This is a genomic window from Streptomyces sp. NPDC021622 (assembly GCF_040640795.1).
Lineage (GTDB): Bacteria > Actinomycetota > Actinomycetes > Streptomycetales > Streptomycetaceae > Streptomyces.
The window spans coordinates 54,698-70,486 of record NZ_JBFACK010000028.1 but is presented as its reverse complement, the minus strand read 5'-3'; the positions used below and the strand labels follow the sequence as shown (position 1 = coordinate 70,486).

At 69.5% G+C, this 15,789-nt stretch carries 15 protein-coding genes and 2 pseudogenes; 10 read left to right on the top strand and 7 right to left on the bottom strand.

Features of this window, described 5'->3' with window-relative positions; genetic code table 11:
* Window positions 1–16: 16 nt before the first annotated feature.
* The 4 genes from AB0G47_RS38885 to AB0G47_RS38870 form a co-directional block, all read right to left on the bottom strand.
* Window positions 17–664 (bottom strand): dihydrofolate reductase family protein, encoded by a 648-nt coding sequence (locus AB0G47_RS38885; RefSeq protein ID WP_360780168.1) that lies wholly within the window; start codon window positions 662–664, stop codon window positions 17–19.
* Between the two features lie 159 nt (window positions 665–823).
* Window positions 824–1,012, bottom strand: a complete 189-nt coding sequence (locus AB0G47_RS38880; RefSeq protein WP_360780230.1) for a hypothetical protein — start codon at window positions 1,010–1,012, stop codon at window positions 824–826.
* Window positions 1,013–1,219: 207 nt separating this feature from the next.
* A complete protein-coding gene (locus AB0G47_RS38875) occupies window positions 1,220–1,516 on the bottom strand; it encodes a hypothetical protein (protein ID WP_360780165.1) in 297 nt (98 codons plus the stop codon).
* Window positions 1,517–1,692: 176 nt separating this feature from the next.
* Window positions 1,693–2,124, bottom strand: a complete 432-nt coding sequence (locus AB0G47_RS38870; RefSeq protein WP_360780162.1) for a PPOX class F420-dependent oxidoreductase — start codon at window positions 2,122–2,124, stop codon at window positions 1,693–1,695.
* A gap of 164 nt (window positions 2,125–2,288) precedes the next feature.
* Here AB0G47_RS38870 and AB0G47_RS38865 point away from each other — a divergent pair, with 164 nt between their 5' ends.
* The 3 genes from AB0G47_RS38865 (at window position 2,289) to AB0G47_RS38855 (ending at window position 5,462) form a co-directional block, all read left to right on the top strand.
* A complete protein-coding gene (locus tag AB0G47_RS38865) occupies window positions 2,289–2,816 on the top strand; it encodes a hypothetical protein (protein ID WP_360780160.1) in 528 nt (175 codons plus the stop codon).
* A gap of 165 nt (window positions 2,817–2,981) precedes the next feature.
* The gene (locus tag AB0G47_RS38860) at window positions 2,982–5,081 is read left to right on the top strand and encodes a SpoIIE family protein phosphatase (RefSeq protein ID WP_360780157.1); all 2,100 of its coding nucleotides are present in this window, start codon (window positions 2,982–2,984) and stop codon (window positions 5,079–5,081) included.
* Window positions 5,082–5,273: 192 nt separating this feature from the next.
* Window positions 5,274–5,462, top strand: coding sequence for a DUF1272 domain-containing protein (locus AB0G47_RS38855; RefSeq protein WP_360780155.1), 189 nt, complete (start codon window positions 5,274–5,276; stop codon window positions 5,460–5,462).
* Window positions 5,463–5,485: 23 nt separating this feature from the next.
* Here the strand turns inward: AB0G47_RS38855 and AB0G47_RS38850 are convergent.
* Window positions 5,486–5,658: pseudogene (locus tag AB0G47_RS38850) on the bottom strand (helix-turn-helix transcriptional regulator); the annotation flags it as partial.
* A gap of 1,186 nt (window positions 5,659–6,844) precedes the next feature.
* Here AB0G47_RS38850 and AB0G47_RS38845 point away from each other — a divergent pair.
* The 5 genes from AB0G47_RS38845 to AB0G47_RS38825 are packed head-to-tail and all read left to right on the top strand — an operon-like array spanning window position 6,845 to window position 11,217.
* Complete coding sequence (locus AB0G47_RS38845) at window positions 6,845–9,061, top strand: nitrate- and nitrite sensing domain-containing protein (protein ID WP_360780152.1); 2,217 nt, start codon at window positions 6,845–6,847, stop codon at window positions 9,059–9,061.
* Complete coding sequence (locus tag AB0G47_RS38840) at window positions 9,058–9,462, top strand: roadblock/LC7 domain-containing protein (protein WP_360780149.1); 405 nt, start codon at window positions 9,058–9,060, stop codon at window positions 9,460–9,462. The genes AB0G47_RS38845 and AB0G47_RS38840 overlap by 4 nt, the downstream gene beginning before the upstream one ends.
* The gene (locus tag AB0G47_RS38835; protein ID WP_360780147.1) at window positions 9,462–9,827 is read left to right on the top strand and encodes a DUF742 domain-containing protein; all 366 of its coding nucleotides are present in this window, start codon (window positions 9,462–9,464) and stop codon (window positions 9,825–9,827) included. The genes AB0G47_RS38840 and AB0G47_RS38835 overlap by 1 nt, the downstream gene beginning before the upstream one ends.
* Window positions 9,814–10,404 (top strand): ATP/GTP-binding protein, encoded by a 591-nt coding sequence (locus tag AB0G47_RS38830; RefSeq protein WP_135331084.1) that lies wholly within the window; start codon window positions 9,814–9,816, stop codon window positions 10,402–10,404. The genes AB0G47_RS38835 and AB0G47_RS38830 overlap by 14 nt, the downstream gene beginning before the upstream one ends.
* A gap of 51 nt (window positions 10,405–10,455) precedes the next feature.
* Complete coding sequence (locus AB0G47_RS38825; RefSeq protein ID WP_360780143.1) at window positions 10,456–11,217, top strand: class I SAM-dependent methyltransferase; 762 nt, start codon at window positions 10,456–10,458, stop codon at window positions 11,215–11,217.
* A 20-nt stretch (window positions 11,218–11,237) separates the two neighbouring features.
* On the opposite strand, the gene AB0G47_RS38820 is transcribed toward AB0G47_RS38825, so the two are convergent.
* Window positions 11,238–12,632, bottom strand: a complete 1,395-nt coding sequence (locus AB0G47_RS38820; protein WP_360780140.1) for an NAD-binding protein — start codon at window positions 12,630–12,632, stop codon at window positions 11,238–11,240.
* A 689-nt stretch (window positions 12,633–13,321) separates the two neighbouring features.
* Between AB0G47_RS38820 and AB0G47_RS38815 the strand changes: the two genes are divergently transcribed.
* Complete coding sequence (locus AB0G47_RS38815; RefSeq protein WP_360780137.1) at window positions 13,322–13,756, top strand: hypothetical protein; 435 nt, start codon at window positions 13,322–13,324, stop codon at window positions 13,754–13,756.
* Between the two features lie 284 nt (window positions 13,757–14,040).
* A pseudogene (locus AB0G47_RS38810) lies at window positions 14,041–14,337 on the top strand (CopD family protein); the annotation flags it as partial.
* 676 nt (window positions 14,338–15,013) lie between these two features.
* Here the strand turns inward: AB0G47_RS38810 and AB0G47_RS38805 are convergent.
* Entirely contained in the window at window positions 15,014–15,715 is a 702-nt protein-coding gene (locus AB0G47_RS38805; protein ID WP_360780134.1) for a TetR/AcrR family transcriptional regulator C-terminal domain-containing protein, read from the bottom strand.
* Between the last annotated feature and the right edge of the window lie 74 nt (window positions 15,716–15,789).

Below are 15,789 nucleotides of genomic sequence, written 5' to 3'. Positions count from 1 at the left end.
ATTTCGCTGTGAGACGTCACTTTCGCCAGAACAGGTGGTGCGTCACGGCGCCGCTCGGGCTCGGTACGACGTCGAGGTGGAACCGGTCGAGGAGCTCGTCGGGGGACTCCCAGAGCCGGGCCCCGGATCCGAGCTTCACCGGCGAGACCGCCACATGCAGGGTGTCGACGAGATCGGCGTCGAGGAACTCCCGGATGGTGGTGGCCCCGCCGCCGAGCCGGACGTCCTTGCCCTGCGCCGCCTCCCGCGCCTTTTCGAGGACCGTGGCCGGGTCGTCGTCGACGAAGTGGAACGTGGTGTCGGACAGCGTGAAGGAGGGACGCGGGTGGTGAGTCATGACGAACACCGGGGTGTGGAAGGGGGGTTCGTCACCCCACCAGCCGCGCCAGTCGTAGTTCTCCCAGGGCCCGCGCTGGGGTCCGAACTTGTTGCGGCCCATGATCTCGGCACCGATGTTGCGGGCGTAGTCCCGGGTGAGGTAGTCGTCGAGGCCGCGGCTGCCTCCGGGGTCGGTGCGCATGGGCCAGCTCGCCGTGGCGCCGGCCCAGGAGAACATGCTCCCGGGATCGGCATGCCCGAACGGCCTCTCGAGGCTCTGGCCCTCACCGGCACCGAACCCATCGCTCGAGACGTTGAAGTTCTGGACCCTCAACAACTGTGGCACGTGCTTCCTCCTGTGTTGGTTGACGGTGATGAGACTGCCGGGGCAGCGCAAACTCATCGCAGCAGCCGGGACCGGTCAGTAGGTGGGCTCATGGAGAACCGAGCTCATCGAGATCTGGGCTCATCGAGTGAACACTCAACCTCCGGTTCAGGGTGAGAGTTACCGCTCCCTCTCGACCCCCACTAACTCCCACCAAGCCTCCCGCACCCGCAGGCTCTCCGTGTCCTCGCAGCCGGCCCCGTTGGACACTTCCTCGGTGTCCAGGTTCCAGCCGACGACGCCGTTGCCCTTGCGGCCCAGTTTGATCAGGCGCTGCGTCGAAGTCTCCGTACCGTATGCCCGCCACACCGCGCAGCCAGCCGCCCGGCCGGAGGGCCGGTGGCCAGGTCCCACCAAGGCCCGTAGAAGCAGGCGGCGATGAGGACCGCGTGCTGCTCCTGCGCGCAGCGGGCGGTTCAGGAGGCCGTCAAGACCTTCTGCCGAGTCCGCCTCGGATGCCGCCTCCGCGTGACACGGCAACCGGTTCGTGGGCCGGGCATGCGACCGTTCCGCAGCTCAGGTGAGCGGGGCCGAGGAGCCGGCGGTGAGCCAGCGGCGGACCGCTAGGGCAACCGTGTCGTCGAGGGTGCTGAGCGCGTCGATGGCCTTGGTGTCATCGGGGTGCGGAGGGATCCCGGCCGCGGTGAGCGCGGCGTGCAGGTTCAGCCGGTGCCGGTCACGGGCGGTCAGCACGGACTGGGGATGCGGGGACATGTCCAGGCGCTGCGTCGGGTCGGGCGGAGGCAACAGGAAGTCGGCCTCGGCGTCCCAGTTCACGGTCGGCAGGATGGCGTCGGTGACGGGTGCGGTCATGGTGGCTTCCTCACGTCGGGCGGGCAGTACGTGTGCCGGTGAGGAGGCGGTGGGGCAGCGGTCCGGTTGCAGCCGTGCCGCCGAGCCACCCGAACGCGTAACGGCGACGCGGAGTCGGATGACGGAGCGGCCGGTATCGCCGGCCGCTCCGTACGTGTCCACGTGGCAGCCGGTCGTCAGCGGATGCTGGCGCCGTACACGTTCTCGACGGTCATCGTGATCAGCACTCTGCGGTCGGAGACCATGACGGCGCGGTACTCGTCCCAGTCCGGATGCTCGCCGGCGGCGCTGCGGTAGTAGTCCACCAGCGCCTGGACCTCGGGACCATCGGGGTCGGTGCCGGGTCCGATGAGGGTGACCGTGCCTTCGGCGGTGGCCCAAGCCCGGCCGTCCGGACTTGTCACCTCCAGTGCGGCACGGGGATCCCGGCGCAGGTTGGCGACCTTGGCGGTGCGCTGTGTCGTCGACACGCGGATGACGCCGGCGGCGTGGTCGTACGACGGCATGATCGGAGAGAGCTGCGGGCGGCCGTCGGATTTGATCGTCGCGAGCACGCCGAGGTTGCTTTGGGCGAGCAGTGCGTGCGGGTCGAAAGGCGTCTCTGTCATGTCGGCCCAACTTCCTGTCGGGGGCTGTGTATTCCGTGTGTGCGGGGCCGATGGACGGCGGGGTGTGGTGGCTTGGGCCGCAGGGGCGAGCGGCCGGTGCGTACGGAGAAAAACTTGAGAACTCGGGGAGCCGATTCATGCGGACTCGGACCCGAGGAGGAGCGATGCGTCGCGTATCCGCAGCGTTGCTGGGGGCGTGCGCCTTCATCGCGGCCGGTGGTGTGAGCGCACAGATGACCGCCGCTCCGGCAGTCGCGGCGGCTGCCGCCCACGTCGCGGATCGTCAGCCAGCGGCGGCGGCTCCCGTCCCGCCGGAACCCGGCATCGGCGCGACGCTGTCCCTGGAGGGGAACACCCGTCGTGAGTGGCTCGACGTCGCCGTCCTGAAGGTCGTCGACCCGGCCCGCACCACGAACCAGATCTTCGCCCCTGAGCCCGGCAACCGCTTCGTCGCCGTCCAGTTCCAGCTCAAGAACACCGGCGAGGCACCGTACAAGGACAGCCCGGTCAAGGGAGCCGTCCTTGTCGACGCGGACGGTAAGCACTTCGCCGCTGCCCTGTTCGCCAAGACCAGCGCCGGGCCCGTGGACCCTGGTGGCGCCCGCACCGGCCCGATGACCGTGCTGGCCGCGCGCCGAGCACCGCACGGCACCGAGTGCCATCGGGGTGCCCGCATGCGGGACGGGGCATGAGTGCACCATGGGCCGAGGCGAGCGACCTGCCGCACCGAATGGGCCGGCTGGGCCGATCGGGGGGACGATGGAAGCGGTCCGATCCGCCCGAAGCTCCTCCCGTCGGGGCGGGGCCAAGGCGTCGGAGCCCGTCCGCGGCCGGGCACGGGGAAGGGAGAACCTGCCATGAACGCGTCTGACGCCTTCCAGGCCAGGCCCTGGCCCGACCCGCTCACCCCGCCCACCCCGTCCGCGCCGGGCGGCCTCCTCGACATGCTGGGCGTGGCCGCCGTGGTGCTTGACGCCAAGGGGCGGATCACCCTGTGGAGCCCGCAGGCCGAGAAGCTGTTCGGGTGGACCGCCGAGGAGGCGCTCGGCCAGTACGCGGCCACGCTCCTGGTCTCCGAGGAGCACGTCGATGTCGCCCTGGATCTGTTCTCCAAGGTCATGACGGACGGCGGGAGCTGGGCAGGGGTCTTTCCCGTCCACCACCGGGACGGGACCTCGCGCCTCGTGGAGTTCCGCAACATGCGGCTGCTCGATCAGGGCGGCTACGGCTACGCGCTGGGGATAGCCGCCGAGGAATCCGTCGTACGCGGGGTCGAGCGGCATCTGGCGCTGTCCGGGAAGCTGGTGACGCAGTCACCGACCGGGGTGGCGGTGGTGGACACCGACCTGCGCTACGTACTGGTCAACCCGGCGCTGGAGAGGATCATCGGCCGGCCCGCCCAGTGGTGCCTGGGCCGCAGCGCCGTCGAGGAACTGCCCTTCGGCGAGCGCGGCGCCATCGAGGCCGCGCTGCGCCAGGTCCTGGACAGCGGCACCCCGCTGCTCGACCGCTCCGTCACCGAGCGTGCGCACGTGGGTGTGGAGGGGCGCCGGGCATGGCGGGTGTCGTACTTCCGCCTGGAGGACTCGGTGGGCCAGGTCGTCGGCGTCACCATGACGGTCATCGACGTCACCGAGCAGTACCGTGCGGATCTGCACAGCACTCAGGCCCGCAAGCGCCTGGCCCTGATCGCACAGGCATCGGCGCGCATAGGCACCACGCTCGACCTGGACCAGACCGCCCGGGAACTCGCCGACGCCGTGGTCCCCGATCTCGCGGACATCGCCGCGGTCGACGTCCTGGACTCGGCCCTGGCCGAGCAACCCCCGCACCGCGTCGCAACCGCCGAGCCCGCCGTCTTCCGCGCCCTGGCCGTCAAGGCCGCCTACCCCACCCGCGCCGCAGACGCCGCCGACCCGCCGGGCGAGATCACCCGCTATGAAGCCGACCGCCTTGTCACCCGGTGCGTCACCACCGGACGCACCGTCCACGTCGCCCACGTCCGCCCCGACCACCTGCGGCACATCGCCCGCGACGACGAGGCCGCCGCCGTGCTCGCTCGCGCGGGCGTCCACTCCTACCTGGCCGTGCCGCTCATCGCCCGCGGTGAAGTCCTCGGCGCGCTCGACCTCAAACGCGCCCGCAACCCGCTGCCCTTCAACGCCGACGACATCGTGCTCGCCGAGGAACTCGCCGCCCGCGCGGCCGTCTGCATCGACAACGCCCGCCTGTACCGCACCCAGCTCCAGGCCGTCACCACCCTGCAGCGCCACCTGCTGCCCGAGACCCCGCCCGACCCGCCGGGTCTGCGCGTGGCCTGCCGCTACCGGCCCGCCGGATCCGCAGGACACGCGGGCGGCGACTGGTTCGACGTCATTCCCCTCGCCGGTGACGCCACTGCCCTGGTCGTGGGCGACGTCATGGGATCCGGCCTCACCGCCGCCGCGACCATGGGCCAACTCCGCACCGCCACCCGCACCTTGGCCCGCCTCGGCCTCGACCCCGCCGAGATCCTGCACCACCTGGACCTGCTCACCCGCGAACTCGACGAGACGATCGCCACCTGCGTCTACGCCCTCTGCGAGCCCCGCGCCCAGCAGTGCCGCATCGCCCTGGCCGGCCACCTGCCGCCCGCGGTCCACCACGCCGGCAGGCCGCCCGCCCTCCTCGACCTGCCCACCGGCGCACCGTTGGGCGCCGCGGAGGGCGTGGACTTCACCACCACCCGCATCGACCTGCCGCCCCGCGCCCGCCTTGTGCTGTACACCGACGGCCTGGTGGAGACCCGCACCGAATCCCTCGACACGCGCATGAACGCCGTCCTGCACCTCCTCTCGGGCCCTCGACTGTCCCTGGAGGCCACCTGCGACCAGCTGCTTGCCACGCTCCCCGCCGCCGACAGCCGCGACGACGTCGCTTTGCTCATCGCCGAAGCCCTGGGCGACGGCCCGTCCTGAGCGGGTACTCGTATGCGTACGACAGGGAGGCATACGTACGCACCAGGGGAGCGCAGAGGTGTCCCGGCGGTGGCCCGGATCCGGTGGAAGCTGTCCCGGTCGATGCTTTCAGGCCAAGATCCTTCCACGGAGAATGGGCGTCGTCCGGCGCTGCTGACCGGGCGACGGAACCCCGAACCCGCCAGGAGAGCCATGGCTTTGGAGATGCGCGACCGCTGCGAACGATGTGCCGACGCGGCGCTGCCGCAGGAGGCGTCCGCCCGGATCTGCTCGTACGAGTGCACGTTCTGCGTGCCGTGCAGCGACGCCATGCAGAACACGTGCCCCAACTGCGGCGGCGAACTCGTGCCGCGCCCTCGCCGCTCCGTGCGGGAGACGTAGGTACGCGGTACGGCGGGGCGTGGTCACCGTTGCAGCGCCGCCGCGATCTCCGTACGTGAGGTGACGTCGAGCTTGGTGAGGACGTACTCGACGTGGGTGTCAGCCGTCCGCTTGGAGATGACGAGCCGCTCGGCGACCTCGCGGTTCGAGAGACCTTGCGCCACGAGTACGCGACCTCCCGCTCGCGCGGGGTCAGTTCGTCTGGTGCCCGGAGTTGCGGAACCAACGGTGCTCGCTCCGCGTCGATCAGCGGGTCAGAATTGGGCTGCTAGGCGATGGTGGACTCGAAGACGGGGGTGACCGTGTTCCGGCCAGAAGCCGTTGGATGTTTGCGTCGGACAGCTTGCCCTTCGGCGAGTTCGAAAGCGAGGTCGTACAGGACCGCCGCCGGAGTACGCGAAGAGAGTTCGAGTGTCCAGGCGGGCTGGCGTGCGGTGTTGCCGCCGCCCCCCACATGGTCCAGGTCGGCAGAGGGCTATCGGGCCGCATGCCTGCGGCGAAGGCGTCGACATGCACGCCGGCGGGTTCTTCGCCCGGTGCATCCCAGGAAATCCAGCGGCCGTCGACAGTGTTCTTCCAGCCGGCGTCGCCGAGCGGGCGCAACCCATGGGTGATGGTGGCTTCCGCGACGCCGGTGGCAGGTCCGGCGCTCCACGCTGACTCCGACGCGAGTGCGTCGAGGAGTGTGCCGAGGATTTGGGCAGGGGTGTTGGCCGTGGCGTGCCAGAGGCGCTCGCTGCCCACGCCCGCAACGGCCTGCTCCACCTCGCCCACGCGGCGATGTGACAAGGATGTTGAGTCGGTCATCAACCGGAGTTGAGCGTCGGCCCCCGGCCGTGCAGCCCTTGCCAAGGGCTCGCCGGATGCCCTGGTCGCATCCGTCATCGCGTCGGATTTCAGCCACGACGCGGTGCCTTGAGGGTTACTTGGTTCGGTCGGACGGCACCGCTGTCCCCTCCGCCGCCCTCCTTGCCGCCTCCGCCGACCTTGCCCTCCACGGCAGGCCGGCCTGGCCGGACGTCGCGGTTCGGTTCCGATCCGGGCTCCGGTGTGCAACGTGTTCATCGGCAATACCACATGGTGTCAATGGAAGTCAGCCCTCCGTTTCCCTGGTGTGGCTGGTTATGATCTGCACCCCCACACCCTGCCGTAGCCGAAACCTGACTTCCCCCGGTCCGCGCCTTGCCTCAGGACTGCGTCTGGTCTCGGTTGTTGAGCCGTCCCCCAAATCGTTCAACCGCTCCTGAGGACTGATGTCTCCTATAGACCCCGAAGGCCCGCTAGAACCCGAAGGCCCACCAGGGCAGTCGACGACGCGTCGGCGGCCTGCCGTGCGGCTGCGTACGCTGCTCATTTGGCTGGCAATCGTCCCTATTCTGGCGATGAGTGCCCAAGTGGTCCTGACCGCACAGCCGTTGCTGGACGAGTCGGAGCACCTGCGCACCGACGTGGCCGTCGGTGAGCGGGTCGGCATACCCCTGTCCAGGCTGATGGTCGAAGTGCAGGCCGAGCGGACCGCGACCGCCGCGCGGTGGACCGGCGGCGACGTGTCCGCGGAGGAGTTGCGCGACCAGCGCGCGGCCACGGACCGGGCCGTGGACGAACTGCTCCGGTCGGCCGAGGCAGCCCCGGCGGAGCGGCGCGAGGATGAGCGTCCCCTCGGGAAGCTGAAGCGCAACCTCGCGAACCTGGCCGCGCACCGCGGGCGCGCGGACGCCCGCAGCGTGAGCGCGGAACGGACGATCGACTACTACTCCGGCCTGGTCGACCACATCATCCATGTGTACATGGACGACTTCAGCCACGCGCAGGACGCCGAGTTCATCCAGGAGAACGGCGTGGTCGTCACGATGTTCTCGGTGTCCGAGATGGTGTCGCGCGAGACCGCCGTCCTCGTGTTGGCCGGGCCGTCCAAGCGGCTGAGTTCCTCAGCGTTCACCGAATTCGTCAACTCCGTCGGATCCCAGCGGTACCAGTACTCCGAGTGGGTCGAGCCGTTTCTGGCGGCCGAGGACCGAGCGGCGTACAACCGAATCCTCGGCTCGGACGCCTGGCAGACGAAGGTGCGCATCGAGAACGCGGTCATCTCCGACCACCAGAACGTCGAGTCCGGCGTCAAGCTGCCCAAGGAGGTCGACGACTGGCACGCCGCGCACAAGGGGTTCATGGAGCGCCTTGACGCGCTCAACGTGGAGCAGGCGCGCGGCGTGATCGCACGCGCCGACGCCAAGGCCACGGAGCTGGAGACCGAGGTCACCTGGCTGATCGTCGGAAACGGCGGAGCCGTGCTCGCGGTCGTGGCCGTCATCGTGTTCACCACCCGCTCCGTGCTCCAACGCCTGCGCGGTCTGCACCGGCGTACGGTGACCATCGCTGAGGACACGCTGCCGGACGTTGTGGCCCGGCTCCAGCGCGGACAGTCCGTCGACGACGACGCGCTGCCCGCGGTGACCGGAGAGCAGGACGAGGTCGGGCGCATCAGCGACGCGTTCGCCCGGGTCGTCTCCGTATCCGTCGACGGGCACGCGCAGCTCGCGGCCGAGCGTCACGGCTTCGGCATGTTCGCCGCGGGCATCGCCTCGCGCACCGGAAACCTGGTCAGCCGCCAGCTGACCCTCACCGACGAGCTGCAGGACAGCTTCGGTCACGACGAGGAGCTGCTCGCCCAGTTGATGCGATCCGACCAATTGACGGTGGGTATGCGACGGCAGATCGAGAACCTGCTGATTCTGGCGGGCGGCGAGATCCCCGATCCGCACACCGAGCCCATGCGCGTCGCCGACCTGCTGCGCGAAGCCGCCGCGGAAGTCGAGGACTTCCGGCGGATCGAGCGCCAGTCCCTGGACGAGATCAGCGTGACGCCGCGGGTGATCAGCGAGATCAGCCACCTCCTGGCGGAACTCCTGGACAACGCCACCCGGTTCTCGCCGCCGAGGTCCAAAGTGGTCGTACGAGCCGAACTCGTGACGGACGGCCTGTCGGTGGAGATCGAGGACCGCGGGCCCCGGGTGACCGGCGCGACGTACGAGGAGATGAACGGACGCCTGCACTCGGCCCCGCCGTACTCCGTCCTGGCGGAGAACGCGCACCGGCTCGGCCTCTTCGTGGTCGGTCACCTCGCCGAACAGCTCCGCGCCAGGGTGACGCTGCGCCGCTCGGTGTACGGGGGTACGTCGGCCGTGGTGATCCTGCCCGAGGAACTCCTGGTGCCGACCGAACCGGTCCGGGCAGGGGAGACAGCGCCCCGCGCCGCGGCGCCGTCGGCCCCGGAAGCGCCCCTGCCCGAGGAACGCAAGCCCGAGCTGGTCCTGCACACCAAGACCGGCCTGTCCGGCGGTACGACGCCGGAGGGCTCGCCCGAGCGGCCGGTGCAGAGCAAGCTGGCGACTTCTGCCGTGACCCGGGACGGAGGCGCGAAGCCCGCCCTTCCCGAGCGGGTCCCGCAGGCCCATATCGCCGAGCAGCTCCGCGCGCCCCGTGCGGCGGAAGCCGACGCCGGTCAGGACTCGGCGACGCCCGAAGAGGTGGCCGACGCCTGGGCGGACTACGAACACGGCACCCAGACAGTGGAAGACGAGCTCCGACGGGATCAGCCATGACGACGACAGCGAACGACATGATCTACAGCGTCCTGGACAACAACCTGGGCAGGATCGCGGGCGTCCAGGGGGCCGTGCTCCTGTCCAACGACGGGATCAAACTCAGCGCATACCAGCTGGAACGGGACCAGGCGGAGCGCATCGCCGCCGCGTCCTCCGGCATCGCCGCCACCATGAAGGCGATATCCAGGGAGGTCGGCGGCGGCCGGGTGATCCGCCAGCTCGTGGAGATGGACGACAGCTACCTCTGCATCGTCGGGTGCGGCGAGGGCAGCACGCTCATCGTGGTGACCTCCCGCAAGGCGCGGCTCGGGGAGCTGGGCGGCGAGGCCGTGCGGACCGCGCAGGCGCTGGGCGAGTGGCTGAGCACGCCCGAGCGCAGTCAGGCGAAGCCCTCGTAATGGCGGACGAGCCAGGGCCGAGCCAGGGCCGCCGGACGCGGTTGTACGCGCTGACCGATGGACGTACGGCCGTCGCCCGCACCGTTCTCACCATGGACACCACGATCACGGCGGTGGCCGTCGCGGACGGCCAAGGCGGCCTGCCCACCGAGTGGCAGGCCATCCTCGACATGTGCCCGCCGCCCGGCGGCCTGGCGGTCGCCGAGATCGCGGCGCGCATGCAGATGCGCCTCACTCCGATGATGCTTCTTCTCGGCGAACTCGCGGATCGGGGGCTGATCGAACACCGGCCGCCCCTGGAAGGGGCCGAGACCACCAATGTCCACCTGCTCATGAGAATCAGGGACAACCTTGCCCGGATATGACACCCCTGCCCAGGAAGCGGACCCCGTCAAGATCCTCATCGCTGGGGGATTCGGAGTCGGCAAGACGACCCTGGTCGAGACGATCTCCGAGATCGAGCCGCTGCGCACCGAGGAGCGGCTGACGAGCGCGGGCGTCGGCGTCGACGACCTCGACGGCATCGAGTCCAAGGCGGTCACCACCGTCGCGATGGACTTCGGCCGCCTCACCCTCACCGACGCAGGCGTCGTCCTCTACTTGTTCGGCACGCCGGGCCAGGAGCGCTTCTGGTTCATGTGGGACGACCTGCTCAACGGGGCACTCGGGGCGATCGTGTTGGTCGACACTCGACGCCTCGACCGCAGCTTCCCGGCCGTCGACTTCTTCGAGAACCGAGGGCTGCCGTTCGTGGTCGGCGCGAACTGCTTCCACGGCGAACAGCCGTACAACGCCGAGGAGATCCGGGCGGCCCTGCACCTGCGGGACCCGAACACCCCCGTCCTCATGCTCGACGCCCGCTCCCGCGACGACGTGCGCGGTGCGCTGCTGTCGTTGCTGGACATGCTCATTGCCAAGGCGGGGGCCGTGGCTACCGGTTAACCACCGGGGCCACGCCCTCCGTTCGCAGATCAGTGCTACTGGGCTGCGCCGATGGAACGCCTCACCAACGTGCCCGAGAGCTTCGCCCGGTCTGCCGATCCGGACCGGGCGAATGACTACGACGACTTCGCCGAGGCGTACGCGGCGGAGTCCGAGAACAGCCTCGTGACCGCGTACTACGCGCGGCCCGCGATGTTGGCCCTCGCCGGAGATGTGGCCGGTCGCCGGATTCTGGATGCCGGCTGCGGCTCAGGCCCGCTGTCCGCCGCGCTGCGCGACCGGGGTGCCGTCGTTACCGGTATCGACGTCAGCGCCGGGACGTTGGCGTTGGCCAGGCGGCGGCTCGGTGACGATGCAGACCTGCATGTGGTCGATCTGAGGGACCGTCTGCCGTTTGAGGACGGTGCGTTCGACGACGTGGTCGCGTCGCTGGTGCTGCACTACCTGGAGGACTGGGGGCTGACGCCGGCTGAGTTGCGGCGCGTGCTCAGGCCGGGCGGCCGGTTGATCGCGTCGGTGGACCACCCTGTTGTGGCCTACACGTTCCAGGATCCTCGGCCCGACTATTTCGCGATCACCAGCTATACCTTCGACTGGACGTTCAACGGGCAGTCCGTCCCGATGAAGTTCTGGCGCAGGCCGTTGCACGCGATGACCGATGCTTTCACCATCGCCGGGTTCCGACTGGCCGCCATCAGCGAACCGCAGCCTGACCCGGCCGCCCGTGAACTGTTCCCCGACGGCTTCCATGACCTTTCGACCAAACCCAACTTGCTCTTCTTCGTCGTCGAGGTACCGCCGAGCAGGCCCTAGGGGGGTGGGGGTGTCTCCCCCTAGACCCGCGACATCTCGTGTGCAGGGCTCGCATCCCACGTCGCGAGGTCCACGACCCGGTCGTCCGCGAAGAGGGCGCAGGTTCGGCCGTCCGCCACGAACACGCTGCGGAGTTCGGCGTCGAGGACGGTCGCGGCGACGAACGTGCTGACGATGAGCGGGAAGTCGCAGACGGCGCCGATGCGGAAGAGCGACTGCGATTCGGTGGTGACCTCGTCGCCGCCGGCGCGCAGCACGATGCGCTGGTCGCCGGCGACGGCTCGGGTGGCGACCGCGACGGCGATGTTCTCCAGGCCGTCGGAGGCGACCGCTGCCAGGGCGCGGGCCCGTCGTACGGAGAGACGTTCGAGCAGGAAGCGGTCGCCGCCGCGGCCGATGACGACGGGGATGTCGAGCGAGCGGGCCAGCGGGAGACAGGGGGCCTGCCGGTTGCGCTCGACGGCGACGACCTTGACGCCGAGGTCCCGGAGCCGGGCGGACAGACGCAGGCCGACCTGGCCGAGGCCGACGACGATGACGTGGCCTCGGCGCGGGATGGAGCGGGCGCCGAGAATGCTGGTCATCCGGTGTCCGGTGAACCGGTCGACCACACCGGCGGTGAACACGGCGGCAAACACGAACACGCTGATCATCGAGACGGCGGAGAACACCTTGTACCAGCCGGGCCCGTGTTCGGCGGCATGTGAGGAGCCGATCGTGGTGAGCGTACGGGCCGCGTTCCACAGGGCCTCGGTCCAGTGCTCGTGCAGGACGAGCACGCCGAGCGCGACATCGACGGAGAACGCGAGCAGCAGTGCAAGGAGGCTGGCGACCAGTGCCTTCGCGGAGGTGCCGAGGGAGCGGAACCAGGCGCTGACGGTGGAGCGCGGGTGCGGCTTCGGCAAGGCGGCGAAGGCCCGCCGCGGCAGGTGCTCGACTTCCACGGTCGCGCCTTCCCGTCGCACGCCCACGAGGTCGTCGCCGACGGGCTGCAGCATGGCGTACCGGGGAGCGAGACAGTTCGCGAGGAGGCTGGGCAGCATCGCGTCGGTCATGCTCAAGGCGGTGCAGTTGGGGATGGTCCGGGATACCTCCTCGGCGACCGTACGGTCGAAGATCGTCACGACCAGACGGACACCGGGCTTGAGGTGCTCGGCGAGGAGCGCGTAGCGCAGGGCGATCATGTCGTCACGGGACACGATGGCGATGCTGTCGACGGGACCGTTCAACTGCTGACGCAGTGCGTCGTCGTCGGGGCGGGGCAGGCGGTGTGCGGTGCTCCCCCAGCGTTCGATGCAGGCGGCCGCAGAGCGGCCCAGGGTCTCGTCGTCCTCGATGATCACGACGTCCCGGCCGGTGGCGGGAACGTGCGGGCGAGGGGCGCCACGGTCCTCGGAAGATATCTGTGGGCTCAACCTGTCGGCCTCTCTGCAACATCGGGGGCCGAAGGCACCCCTTGATTCGGAAGGCGCGGCAGTGCCTGATCGAGGCTGGGGCGCATACGCTTCGGCGGCGCCGGACCGTCCGGTGCGCACGCCCCCGGGGCTCGCGCTCGAGGGGTGAGGAGCGCAGCCGAGGGGCGGAGATGAAGCGGTTCGGGTCTCTTTGTAGCACCCGCCTCGACGGCGCCGATTCATCAGCTCGTACAAAACGGAGTGGTCGAGTGCGTGCATCTGTCGAATGCGCTTGGTCGGGTCCGTCTTGTACGGGGGCCTGGCGGAGGCAGCGCCCTGCCTGGCGCTCGACCACCCTGCCCGTCGCTGCCTGCCAGACGGAACGGCCATACGTGGCGAGGTACAGCCAGCCAGCCAGGCCTCGGCCCCGGGCACGTAGCGGAGATCCGTCGGATGCGATCGTGCGGGCAGCCCGTCCGACACCACGTGCCAGGCGTCGCCGTTGTCGGCACTGCCGTACACGTGGTTGTAGGTGGATACGAACACAGCTGGCCTCCGGACCGCGTGGGCACCGCTTGGAGGCCAAGGAGGTGGCGGTCGACGTCCGTGACCGCCGCGGTCGGCGCCCAGGATGTCGGTACCCAGGAAAGGCGCTCGAACTCGGCGATAGCCGTGGCGGGGTTGTCGTACTGGGTTGTCTCGGTGCGCAGGTGGTTTTCACCGTGGAGGTGGATGCTCGGGCCGTCGCGATAGGTGCCGACGGCGACGGTGGTCCACCCGTCGTGGGCGTGGGTGTGGATGATCAGGCGGCCGTGACGGATGGCGTCGTAGATCTGCTGGGCGTCGTTGGATACCTCGCGGATCTCCTCGTGCGAACACCAGGGCATGGGGTAGTTCGCCCAGGTCCATTCGGTGTCGATCTCTTCGCGCAGCTGGGGCGTGATGTCCACGGTGACGCCCTCGGCGCGCAGGGCGCGTGCGGCCAGTTCGGCGTAGTGCGGTTCCTCGCGATCGATGCACGAGTGAAGACCATGCGGATCGAGTGTGCACCGACGTATTCGGCAATTTCTGCACCCGGCCAAAGAACATCAACAACCACGGAATATCACCGCGCCACAACACCCGCCGCAGAACCCGAGTTTTGACAGCACTGCGGTACTTGCCAGCGCAGCATCGAGCTGCGCTCGCGAGGCAGCGATACGAAAGGCTTCCCCGAGGTGGCCCGGGTGGTCCGCGAGGGCGGTGTGGCTGTGTCGACCATCGGCTCGGCCGACGCCGACACACTCGTCGAGCACAACCTGCGCGGCCCTCAACTTCATCAACCGGCCTTCCCCTGGGCCTGGCCCTCACCTGGGCCGCTGCCGAGCATGCCTCCGCGGGGAGCCAGGTCCTCCTGGCGATCCCCGTCGCCGTGCTGCATCTGTTGGCCATGGCCGCGTGGCTGGGCGGTCTGATCGCGCTGGCCGTCGCCCTGTACCGGGCACCCGCGGACACAGTGATTCCGGCGGAGGCGGTCGCACACTTCTCCCGACTGGCCTTCACCGCATTGGTCGTTCTGGTGGCCATCGGCGCCTACCAGTCCTGGCGGCAGGTCGGCTCGTGGGACGCCCTCTCCACCACCGAGTACGGCAGACTCCTCACCCTCAAGGTCGGCGCTGTGGTCCTGGTGCTGGCTGCGGCGGCGTTCTCCCGCCAGTGGACCGCGCAGCTCGGACAAGAGCCGCAGTCACCCGAAGCCCTCCCGGTGGCCGCGCCCCAGCGCGTGCGCGTCGCACAGGCCGTCAGCGCAGGAGTCCCCTCGGCCGGCGAACCGGCCGGGGGCACGGTCAGCGCGCGCCCACCCAATCCGAGCGGTCCGACAGGCGGCCCAGGATCTTCCCGTTCCCCGTCCGACCGGTACCGACGCGACCTGCGCCGCTCGGTCGCCGTCGAGGTTGTGCTCGGTGTCGTGGTCCTGGCCGTTACCACTGTGCTCACCGGAACCCAGCCCGGCCGAACTGCCGTGGAGAGCTCCGCTGTGGCTGCCGCGTCTCAGCGGCCTGCAGCAAGCGTGGTGACGATTCCCTTCGATGTCGGCACACCGAACGGGCAGGGCAAGGTGCAGATCACCTTCGATCCGGGGCAAGTTGGCGACAACACCGTGCAGGCCATGGTGTTCGGCAGCGCCTTCGCCACCGTCCCCGAACTTCGTCTCACACTCACCCAGCGCGCCCAGCGGATCGGGCCCGCTGGACGCGAAGCTCACCGACCGAAAGGGCTACTGGGCGGCGGACGACCTGCGGATTCCCGTGCCGGGCGCCTGGACCCTGCGCGTCACCGTGCGCACGAGCGACATCGACCAGGTCACCGTCACCAAGACCATGACCGTCAAACCGCCGGTGACCTGACCGGCCAGAGCCTGTTCAATCATGCGTGCGGCTGGCGATTCCCCCGACGAAGATGTCCAGGGAGAACTCGAAAAGCGTGTCGGGTGCGTCAGGTTCCAGGGCGCCGACCCGCTTCAGGTGGGGCAGTTCCGCATCGGCTTCGGAGCGCAGCCACAGCGGCGGCAGTCGATCCAGGTCGTCCGGTTCCAGGTGGGCGGGTGGCCGGTCGTGCAGCATGTCCTGGAGTTCCACGAATCCCACGATGAAGCGGATCGTCTCCATGCACGCACGGTAGGAGTCCTGCAGGGACAGCCCCACGCTCTCGAAGAAGCCGATCAGGGCGTCCACGTTGCGCAACATCGCCGGATGCCGGGCCATCGTGATGTTTTCGCTCAACGCGAGTGTGGTCATGCCGGGATGGCGCCGGTAATGCGCCCGCAGGTTCCGGCAGTACGACCGCAGACTGTCCCGCCAGCGCCCCGGATCCAGCTCCGGAGGCCGCCATTCGGACTCGAAGATCTCGGCTGCCACGGTGAGCAGATCGCGCCGGTCCTCGACGTAGTTGTACAGCGCGCGGGGCGAGACGCCGAGGTCGGCCGCGAGTGAGCGCATGGTCAGCTCGGCGGGGCCGTGGTGGTCGAGGAAGTCCAGCGCGGCTTGGCCGACCGATGCGCGGGTGAGGGTGGGGCGGCCCTTGCGGTGGGTCGGCCGCCGCCTGGCCGCAGGGTGACTGCTCATCAGGCCCGAGGCTACCAATCCCTTGAACTTCACACATGTTGACTTTATTGAGGGTGATCGACACAGTGGTCTCG